Genomic DNA, 3798 nt, shown 5'->3' with positions numbered 1-3798 from the left:
CTACATGGCTTACATGCTCAAGTATGACACAATGCACGGTCAGTTCGACGGCACTGTTGACTACGATCTCGAAAAGAGCCTCCTTATCGTCAATGGCAAAGCTATCCGCGTTACCGCATGCAAGAATCCCGCTGAAATCGGCTGGGGTGCAGTAGGCGCTGAATATGTTGTTGAATCAACAGGTCTCTTCCTCACTAAGGAAAAAGCTCAGGCCCACATCGAAGCCGGCGCAAAATACGTGGTTATGTCAGCTCCCTCAAAGGACGACACCCCCATGTTCGTTTGCGGTGTTAACCAGAATAGCTACGTCAAAGGCACTCAGTTCGTGTCAAACGCTTCTTGCACCACCAACTGTCTCGCTCCTATCACCAAGGTGCTCAACGACAAGTTCGGCGTTGTTGAAGGCCTCATGACTACCGTTCACTCAACCACTGCTACTCAGAAGACTGTCGACGGTCCCTCTATGAAGGACTGGCGTGGTGGCCGTGCCGCTGCCGGCAACATCATCCCCTCTTCTACCGGTGCTGCCAAGGCCGTAGGTAAAGTTATCCCCGAACTCAACGGCAAACTGACCGGTATGTCAATGCGTGTCCCCACTCTTGACGTTTCTGTTGTCGACCTCACTGTAAACCTCGCTAAGCCCGCTACTTACGACGAAATCTGCGCTGCCATGAAGGAAGCTTCTGAAGGCGAACTCAAAGGCATCCTCGGCTACACCGAAGACGCAGTCGTTTCAAGCGACTTCCTCGGCGATCCCCGCACTTCTATCTTCGACAAGAACGCAGGTATCATGCTTTCACCCACTTTCGTTAAGGTTGTCAGCTGGTATGACAACGAAATCGGCTACTCTAACAAGGTGCTCGATCTCATCGCTCACATGAAGAAAGTAAACGGCTAATCCAGGCCCGACTCAAAACTATCGCTTTAAACAGCATAGCAAAAACCACACGAGACAGCTCCGCTTTGGGGCTGTCTCTTTTTGTCTGCGCCCTAACCCTTCGGTCTTCGGTTGTTATCTTTACGGATGACACAAAACAATGCAAGCAGACAAAATCACCCGACTTCTGACCGTCAGTCAGAGTCCGCCAGGATAAAGCCCGGACAAACGCCTGGTAGGAGTCAGCATAATGCTCGTTTTTTTGTTAATATTGCTTAACCAGACAAACATAACGAAAAAATTTATTTATATTTGCCACGATTTTGCGAAGTTTTCTTGAATTCTACTATCGAGCGTTAAGAAATCAGCGTCAGACCAAAAGAAACAATCAATCATTCACCTTACTAATAACCAATCGACCGTCTTAACAACGGTCAAATTTCCAAACTTTCATTTTGCGTATGAAGAAAATTTTACTTTCTGTCGCAGCAGTTGCAATGACCTTTGTTGCTAACGCTGCCCCCACAGTGGTTAAAACTAACCCTAACCAAAGCAATCCTCTGCTGGCAAACACCGTAATTGCAGACAATGAATTCTTTACTGCAACAACAACATTTGATGCAAAAGGCGGCCAGACCGGTAGCGCTTACGTATTCGGCGATGTAGACCTTGCAGGTACCGGTTGGTTCCAGCTTCGTTCTGACGCTGCTCCTGATGCAACATCTCCTTTCGGAACACAGAAAGCAGATTGCACCTCTATCAAAGTTGAGGTAAAAAAACCGGTCACTCTCTATTGCTATCTGCGCACCGGTAACAACAAGCAAACTGCCGTAAATGTATTCAACTCTTCTTTTGAGACCATGCCTTATGCTAATGGCGAAACCGGTAAGAACTGCGGAGCCGACGGTGAAAAGAACAACATGTGGGAATTTTCATGGACTTTAAGTGCCGGAACATACTGTCTGACAGAGCTCGGTGGCACAGGCAATGTTGCCGGTCTCGGATACGAAGGAGCTGAAGATCCCGGCGTAGATCCCGAACCCGCAGAAGGTCAGGAATTCAAGCTCACCGGTTCTTGGCCTCAGGGTGAGTTCGGCACAATCAATACTCCTATCTCTGTTGACTACAACACTCAGACAATCACCCTCCAGAACTTCCTTGGCGGCAGCGCTGACTTAGTTGTCAACTACGCTCTTCGTGACGCAAGCCAGAACCCCACTATGCCCGGCACAATGTTCAACCTGACTCCGGTCAGCGGCGTTGGTGAAGCAGCACAGGGCCTCTATCCTCTTGATGGACTTCAGACTACTGATGTCATCTTCACAATGGGTGGTGAAAACAAGATCAAACTTGAAAAAGTCGGAATGTTCTTTGATACATATTCCAGCATTGAATACAAGACCGGTGGCTTCTACGAACTCACTCTCTATCTTGTAGCCAACTATTCTGACTGGACTTCAGGTTCTTGGGTTGCCGCTTCTTCAAGCAAGGGCTATTTCAACCTCGTAACCACAATCCCCGCTTCAGCTGATCAGTCAGGCATCGACAGCATCGTTACTGACACTGTTGACGAAAACGCACCTGTTGAATACTACAACCTCCAGGGCCTCCGCATCAACGAACCCGCAGCCGGTCAGATCGTGATCCGCCGCCAGGGCTCGAAAGTAAGCAAAATTCTTGTTCGCTAATCCGACAGAATACTGAACATCATAAAATCGGCGACCTCATCGCGAGGCCGCCGATTTGCTTTTTAGGCACATTTTTGGTAATTTTGCATCTGAAAAAGCAATCTATTAAGTGACAACCCGCCCATTTGCGACAGTCGCTTATAATTCCCCCCTATTTTTTTGACAATATGAAATTTGACGAGCTTGATCTGAGCTACGATATACTTGACGCGCTCGATGCGATGCGCTTCGACGAATGTACACCAATCCAGGAGCAGGCAATCCCCGTGATCCTTGAAGGCCGCGACCTTATAGCCGTCGCGCAGACCGGAACCGGCAAGACCGCCGCCTATCTCCTTCCGGTCATCGACCGCCTCGCCGACATGCCTGAGGCCAAAGACTATGTCAACTGCATCGTAATGGCCCCCACCCGCGAACTCGCACAGCAGATAGACCGACAGATGGAAGGCTTTGCCTACTATGTCCCGGTCAACAGCGTGGCAATCTACGGCGGCACGGACGGCGCAGGTTTCGCACAGCAGCAGCGCGGGCTGAAAATGGGCGCGGATGTGGTCATCGCCACTCCCGGACGCCTTCTGGCCCACCTCCAGATGGGCTACGTGGACCTCTCGCGCGTCTCCTACTTCATCCTCGACGAGGCCGACCGCATGCTCGACATGGGATTCTATGATGACATCATGCAGATCGTCAAACATCTGCCCAAGGATCGGCAGACCCTGATGTTCTCCGCAACAATGCCCCCGAAAATCCAGCAACTGGCCAAGGCCATCCTCAACGATCCGGCAGAAGTGAAGATCGCAGTGTCGCGCCCCACCGAAAAGATAGACCAGTCGGCCTTTGTCTGCCATGAAGGACAGAAAACAGGTATCCTGAAACACCTTTTCCGCACAGCCCACTCGCAGCGCGTCATCATCTTCTCATCATCGAAAATCAAAGTCAAGGAACTCGCCCGCGAATTGCGCCGCAGCAAGGTGAAAACCGGCGAGATGCACTCCGATCTTGATCAGAATGTTCGCGAGGAAGTGATGTTGGATTTCAGAGCCGGAAAAATAGATGTGCTGGTTGCAACCGACATCGTGGCCCGCGGAATCGACATTGACGATATAGCGATGGTGGTAAACTATGATGTCCCCCGCGAAGCCGAGGACTATGTCCACCGCATAGGCCGCACGGCCCGCGCCAATGCCGACGGCAAGGCCGTCACACTCATCTCGACCAAAGAGCAGTCGAAAT

At 50.7% G+C, this 3798-nt stretch carries 3 protein-coding genes; all 3 read left to right on the top strand.

Annotated features, from left to right (window positions below; all coding sequences use genetic code 11):
- Positions 1-898 (top strand): type I glyceraldehyde-3-phosphate dehydrogenase (gene gap, locus K2H17_RS11115; RefSeq protein ID WP_300134783.1); only part of this gene is annotated, 898 nt, incomplete at its 5' end.
- 440 nt (positions 899-1338) lie between these two features.
- Positions 1339-2565 carry a hypothetical protein gene (locus tag K2H17_RS11110; protein ID WP_300134781.1) on the top strand — a complete coding sequence of 409 codons (1227 nt, stop codon included), beginning with the start codon at positions 1339-1341 and terminating at the stop codon, positions 2563-2565.
- A 167-nt stretch (positions 2566-2732) separates the two neighbouring features.
- The coding region (locus K2H17_RS11105) for a DEAD/DEAH box helicase (RefSeq protein ID WP_300134779.1) at positions 2733-3798 on the top strand (1066 nt) is incomplete at its 3' end.

Origin of the sequence: Duncaniella sp. (assembly GCF_029054785.1) — a bacterium.
Taxonomy (GTDB): domain Bacteria; phylum Bacteroidota; class Bacteroidia; order Bacteroidales; family Muribaculaceae; genus Duncaniella.
This window is presented reverse-complemented; position numbering and strand designations above follow the sequence as displayed.